At 46.4% G+C, this 6395-nt stretch carries 7 protein-coding genes and 1 pseudogene; 1 reads left to right on the top strand and 7 read right to left on the bottom strand.

Translation table 11 applies throughout. The annotated features are described in order from the left end of the window. The 7 genes from lptC to B3O33_RS00625 form a co-directional block, all read right to left on the bottom strand. Nucleotides 1-292: LPS export ABC transporter periplasmic protein LptC (gene lptC / locus B3O33_RS00655; RefSeq protein WP_292362725.1), on the bottom strand; the 292-nt coding region annotated here is incomplete at its 3' end. After that, nucleotides 276-797 (bottom strand): 3-deoxy-manno-octulosonate-8-phosphatase KdsC, encoded by a 522-nt coding sequence (gene kdsC, locus B3O33_RS00650; protein ID WP_292362045.1) that lies wholly within the window; start codon nt 795-797, stop codon nt 276-278. The genes lptC and kdsC, both read right to left, overlap by 17 nt. A gap of 17 nt (nt 798-814) precedes the next feature. After that, nucleotides 815-1792: a KpsF/GutQ family sugar-phosphate isomerase gene (locus tag B3O33_RS00645; RefSeq protein WP_292362046.1), complete on the bottom strand. Its 978-nt coding sequence runs from the start codon at nt 1790-1792 to the stop codon at nt 815-817. Then, nucleotides 1789-2775: a calcium/sodium antiporter gene (locus tag B3O33_RS00640; RefSeq protein ID WP_292362047.1), complete on the bottom strand. Its 987-nt coding sequence runs from the start codon at nt 2773-2775 to the stop codon at nt 1789-1791. Before B3O33_RS00640 ends, B3O33_RS00645 begins: the two co-directional genes overlap by 4 nt. Nucleotides 2776-2860: 85 nt before the next feature. Next, a complete protein-coding gene (locus tag B3O33_RS00635; RefSeq protein ID WP_292362048.1) occupies nt 2861-3589 on the bottom strand; it encodes an MlaA family lipoprotein in 729 nt (242 codons plus the stop codon). A 131-nt stretch (nt 3590-3720) separates the two neighbouring features. Beyond that, nucleotides 3721-4764 carry a glycosyltransferase family 4 protein gene (locus B3O33_RS00630; protein ID WP_292362049.1) on the bottom strand — a complete coding sequence of 348 codons (1044 nt, stop codon included), beginning with the start codon at nt 4762-4764 and terminating at the stop codon, nt 3721-3723. Next, nucleotides 4764-5558 (bottom strand): UDP-2,3-diacylglucosamine diphosphatase, encoded by a 795-nt coding sequence (locus B3O33_RS00625; protein WP_292362050.1) that lies wholly within the window; start codon nt 5556-5558, stop codon nt 4764-4766. Before B3O33_RS00625 ends, B3O33_RS00630 begins: the two co-directional genes overlap by 1 nt. A gap of 266 nt (nt 5559-5824) precedes the next feature. Between B3O33_RS00625 and B3O33_RS00620 the strand changes: the two are divergent. Beyond that, nucleotides 5825-6395, top strand: a pseudogene (locus tag B3O33_RS00620) (oligopeptidase A); the annotation flags it as partial.

The following is a 6395-nucleotide window of genomic DNA, read 5'->3' as shown; positions in this document are numbered from 1 at the left end:
TTATCCAGTCGTTATTTTCCGGTGCAATAAACAGGGTCGTCGGGTTGAAAATTTCGGTACGGTCATTTTCCGGGTAGTGGTACAGCGTTTCGCCGGTAATGACTCGTGAAGGTTTGCCATTGATATCCATTACTGTCAGTTTGAAGTCAGTCATGCCAAAATCGATACTGTAATGCACAGAGGCTTCCGTTCGAGGGGCTTCTGGTTTATTGAACAGCATCCACAGACTGACCACTGCTATCAGCAGTAGGGCAATTTTGAGATAACCCGGAATATTAAAGATGGCGTTCAATTTGATCCTGCAGGGTTCCCTGTCCTTCCATAATAAATTCACATACATCACGTGCCGCACCTTTTCCACCCATGGAAGGAGTGATCCAGTGAGCATGTTTTTTCACAACCGCATCAGCATCTTGCACAGCAATCGCCAAACCCACTCGGTTCATGATGGCCAAATCAACCCAGTCATCTCCAACATAAGCGCATTGTTCCGGCTTCAGCTTAAGCGTTTTAAGTAATTCTTCAAAAGCAGGTAACTTAACTTTTTGTCCCTGATAAACCAGATTGATGCCAAGGCTTTGCATACGATGCTCAACCACCCTCGAAGTGCGCCCGGTGATAATAGCAATATCGACACCAGTGTACTGCAGCAGTTTCATGCCATGGCCATCACGAGAGTTAAATGCTTTATGTTCCTCACCATCATCGCCAATGATGATGCTGCCATCAGTCAGGACACCATCGACATCAAAAATCACCAGCTTAATTTGTTTGGCACGAGCCGTTATATCTTGCATTGTTTTTTTCCTGAAAATTAGACCACACCCGCACGTAATAAATCGTGCATATTGAGTGCGCCCGTTAAGTTATGGTTTTTATCGGTAATCAACAGCCCATTGATTTTGTATTGTTGCATCATTTGTAATGCTTCGGCGGCCAGCATCTCAGCCTGACCGGTTTTACAATGGCGTGTCATATGATCTTTCAGCGGTGCGGTGAGAATATTCACTTCCTGTGCCAATACACGACGTAAATCACCATCAGTGAAAATACCGACCAGTTTGCCAGCATTATCCACCACAGCGGTCATGCCCAGACTTTTGTTAGACATTTCCATCAAGGCTTCACGTAATAAAGCCTGTTCATTGACCTGCGGAATCGCCGAGCCAGTATGCATAATATCGCTGACGCGTAATAATAAACGTCGACCAAGATTGCCACCGGGATGAGAAAGGGCAAAGTCTTCGGCGGTAAAACCGCGGGTTTCCAGTAAGGCAATGGCCAGGGCATCCCCCATGACCAAAGCAACGGTTGTACTGGATGTGGGGGCGAGTCCCAGCGGACAGGCTTCCTTGTTCACACTGACATTAATATTGGCATCAGCACATGATGAAAGTGTGGAATCCATCCGGCCACTCATGGTGATTAACGGTACGCCAAGGCGTTTAATCAGTGGCAATATCGTCAGAATTTCGGCAGTTTCCCCGGAATTCGACAACGCCAGTACGACGTCTTTATCGGTGATCATGCCCAAATCACCATGGCTGGCTTCACCGGGATGAACAAAAAATGCCGGACTGCCGGTACTGGCTAAGGTCGCGGCAATTTTACTGCCGATATGACCTGACTTACCCATGCCAATAACTACAATACGCCCCTGACACTGCAGCAGATATTCACAGGCGCGGACAAAGTCATCATCAATCCGATCTCGTAGTAATGTCACCGCTTCCAGCTCGGTATCAATCACCGCCAGCGCCAGCATTTTTAATTTTTCCGCATCTATTTTCATATACCGTTATGCACACCTTGGTAGGCCAGCAAACTTATATAGCCTGCATAAACCAGTAATAGCAACAAACCAACCGGACGGCCCAATCTGCCCTTCAAACAAAATCGTGCAAAGAAATACAGCACGATCGTCAGACCAATCATAAAACTAAAATCACGCGTTATCAGCAGCGTATCTATTTTTGATGGTTGAATGAGCCCCGGCATGGCAAGTACAGCCAGTAGATTAAAGATATTTGAGCCAAGAATATTACCAACGGCAATATCATGTTCATTTTTTAATGCGGAAGCGATACACGCCGCCAGTTCCGGCAGGCTGGTACCAATAGCCACGACCGTCAGACCAATGACCAATTCACTGATGCCCAGTAACTGGGCGACGCCGGTGGCTCCCCAGACCAACAGTTTTGAACCTGCCAGCAGGGAAACAAGGCCGATAAAAAATAACAGGATGGATGTTTTCAGCGACAGTTTCGGCTGGGAATATTCTTTGGTGAATTCAATTTTGAGTGGGTCATCCTGCGCACTTTTCACTGCCAGCCAGGCCATACCAGCCAGCGTCAGCAGAAACCCCGAAAACAGAATAACACCATCAATACGATCCAGTTCCATATCCCAGAGCAACAGCAGCAGGGATAGAAACATAATAAACACCAGTACCGGAAATTCTCTTCGTAACGTAACGGAATGAACTGCCAGTGGGGTAATGACTATTGTGAGGCCCAAAACCAGCCCGACATTGGTTATATTCGAGCCAATGGCATTGCCAATACCCAGTGCCGGAGCACCATCAAATGAGGCTAATGCCGATACCATCATTTCCGGAGCCGAGGTACCAAATCCAACAATAGTTAACCCGACAATCAGCGGGGCAACACCGAGATTGGATGCAATACCAGCAGCGCCATCAATAAATTTATCTGCACCCCAGATCAGCAGTACAAAACCACTGATAATCGCGATGGTAAATAATAAAGAAGTCATTTCATAACCGGTGGTGGTGTCGTGAAAATAAAAAAAGAGCCGGAATAAATCCGGCTCTTTTTATTATAGCGATTGGGTTGAAGAATTACTCATCATCAAACAGATCGAAATCATCATCGTTTGGTGGATTACCATCGTAAACCAGGTATTGGCGACGTTGCAGATAAGCGTTGCGAACATAGGCATATTCATCATCTGTTGCTTCGCTTAATACACGTTGCGTTTTTAACAGATTGGCGCGGGTATCCACCACACGGGTTCCGGCTAATGCGTTACGTGCGCCCGGACCTTCAACATACATCACCGGGTCAGTAAACATATCACCCACTAAACCGAATGAGTCACGTACCGTACGTGGACCAAAAAACGGTAATACAATGTAAGCACCGGGTTCAGCACCCCAGACACCTAATGTCTGACCAAAGTCTTCATTACGTTTTTTGTTGCCGGCATGGCCTGCTACATCAAATATACCGGCTACACCCACGGTACTGTTTAACAGGAAACGTCCGGTATCATCCGCAGCCTGACTGAATTTACCCTGCAACAGACTGTTAATGGCAACAGTAATATCATTCAGATTGCTGAAAAAGTTACTGACACCCCAGCTGATGGCATCAGGAACAACAGTATCGTAACCCTTGGCTACAGGCTTCAGAACCGCACGGTCAACCGTGTCATTGAATTTGTACATTGCACGGTTGTAGCTCTCGAAGGGATCACGCTCATCGTTATATTGTGTAGTGGCACAACCGGTAAACAGAACAACCATGCTGATGAGGCTGAATCTGAAAAAATATTTTGAGTCGAACATTGCGGCATTCCCTGAAACAAATTTAACGGGAATAATCTCACGGCAGTTCCCGGCTAATCAAGTATTCTGTTGTACGAATACCAAGAAAGTATGACGATGTTGTCACTTTGCAACATGAGAATGAGAATGTTTCAGCTTTTCTGACTGAGTATTTGCGCTGTTTGGGTTGGAATAGCTGGCTGATTGTCATACATGAAACTCGCAAATACGGCGCTACATTTCTGCCAGCTATTTTCGCGAGCATAAGCAATGCAATCGGTTTTTTGCAGATTCAGCGCACTTAAAGCAGCTGTTTGCAAGTTCCAGTCAAGCTCGCCGGTTTTGCCCTCAATGATAATGTCCTTCGGACCCGTAACCGGAAAAGCAGCCACGGGCAAACCACATGCCATGGCCTCAAGAATCACTAAACCAAAGGTATCAGTCTGGCTGGGAAAAACAAATACATCGCCACCTGCCAGACAGGCCGCCAGTTCCTCTGCAAATTTGGCTCCGGTAAACAGAACCTCGGGGTAACGTTTGCGCAGCATCTCCAAATCCGGGCCATCGCCAATCACCACCTTGCTGCCGGGTAACGTCAGATCCAGAAAAGCTTCAATGTTTTTTTCCACCGCCACACGTCCCATATTGATAAAAACCGGTCCGGGTAAATCAAATTTTTTGGCGTTATCGGGCGTAAAGATCTGTGTATCCACACCACGGCCCCAGACATACACATCCTGAAAACCATGTTGTTGCAATCGTTGCTGTTGTGAAACGGTTGGTACCAAAGTTCTCGCCGCTGGCCGATGAAAGCGGCGTAACCAGGCATAACTCCAGTGGAGTGGAACAGGCAAACGCAGACGTAAATATTCTGGAAACTGGGTATGAAATGAGGTGGTAAATCGAACTTTATGTTTTAAACACCAGCGCCGGGCAGCCATACCTAATGGGCCTTCAGTCGCTATATGCACTGCATTGGCTTGCAGATTTTCCAACATATTGGAAAGTTTTCGATATGGCAGTAACGCTAAACGAATTGAGGGATACGTCGGGCAGGGAATAGTTTTAAAATTCAGCGGGGTGATCATGATCACCTCATAACCCATTTCCTGAAGATGATCACGGGTCTTGCCCAGAGTACGCACTACGCCGTTGACCTGGGGCTCCCAGGCATCCGTCACGATAACCAGTTTCATCAGGCGGCTTTGGCAATCAATACTTGCTGATTAAATAACTCCGCCCAGGGAATGATTTCCATCTGGCCGTCAGGGTGTTCCACCAATGCCGTACAACTTTCTACCCAGTCACCACAATTGTAGTAATCGATATTCTGGATTCGGGTAATTTCAGCCCGGTGAATATGCCCGCAGACCACACCATCAACGCCTTGTTTTGACGCTTCATGTGCCACAGCTTCTTCAAAGTTGCTGATGTATTGCACCGCATTTTTGACTTTGTGTTTAAGAAACGCCGCCAGTGACCAGTAGGTAAAGCCCATCTTGCGACGGAAGTAATTGACCCAGCGATTGGCGCGCAACAAAAATTCATACAATCGACTGCCAATTTTCGCCAGCATCGGCGAAATTTTTACCACGCTATCAAATTGATCGCCGTGAATGATTAATAGCTTCCGTTTATCGGCCGTGGTGTGAATAATTTCATTATGGATTTGCACATTACCGAACACCGCACCATCATAATCCCGCAGAATCTCATCATGGTTGCCGGGGACGAATATCACCTTGGTATTGTGTTTGGCTTTACCAAGCAGGGTACGAACCACGTTATTATGTTCCTGAGGCCAGTACATGCGTTTTTTCATTTCCCAGACGTCGATAATATCGCCGACCAGATAAAGATAGTCGCATTCCACATTATGTAAAAAGTTAAGGAGGAGCTCGGCACTGCAGCCTCGGAAGCCAAGATGGATATCCGAAATGAACACGGTGCGAACTTTCAGCTTTTGCTTGTGACTTAGTTGTGTTTGCATAAGGCACTCATTCACTTAAAATTCTGAACAAACCCTATCTATTAGATATTGCAGTGTGATGACTGTTTTGTTGCGTTACCATGACACAAACTCCACGCACCATACTGCGGGCGATACCGAACTTAATCAGGACATAAATATGACCAACCCACTATTGGAAAATCACCATTTACCACCATTTTCCGCCATTAAAGCCGNNGCGTTACCATGACAATAACTTCACGCGCTACACTGCTGGCGATACCGAACCTAATCAGGACACTATTATGAGCAACCCATTATTGGAAAATCACCGTTTACCGCCATTTTCCGCAATAAAAGCCGAACATGTTGAGCCCGCAATTGATCATGCGTTGAGCACCGCACGCAATAAAATCGACACGATTTTAAGCACACTGACAGAGCCCACCTGGGAAACCCTGGTACAACCAATGGAAGATATGGATGCCCTGATTGACAGTGTCTGGTCGCCAGTAAGTCATATGAATTCGGTGGTCAACTCAGAAGAACTTCGTCAGGCTTACAACGCCTGTCTGCCAAAACTCAGCGAGTTTTCTACCGAATTGGGCCAGAATGAAACGCTGTATCAAGCCTATAAAGCCATTGCCGAAGGCGCTGAATATCAGAAATTGGATACGGCACAGAAAAAAGTTATTGATAACGCCGTGCGTGATTTTCGTTTGTCCGGTGTTGAGCTGGATCAGCAACAACGTGATGAGTTTAAAAAACTGTCACAGCAAATGACTGAACGCACCGCCAAATTTGAAGAAAATCTGCTGGATGCCACCCACGCCTGGCGCAAGCTGATCACCGATGAGTCATTATTATCCGGTTTAC

It is taken from the genome of Methylophaga sp. UBA1464 (assembly GCF_002325665.1).
Classification (GTDB): domain Bacteria; phylum Pseudomonadota; class Gammaproteobacteria; order Nitrosococcales; family Methylophagaceae; genus Methylophaga.
Note: the sequence above shows the minus strand (reverse complement) of the source record. Positions and strands in the feature narration are given on the sequence as shown.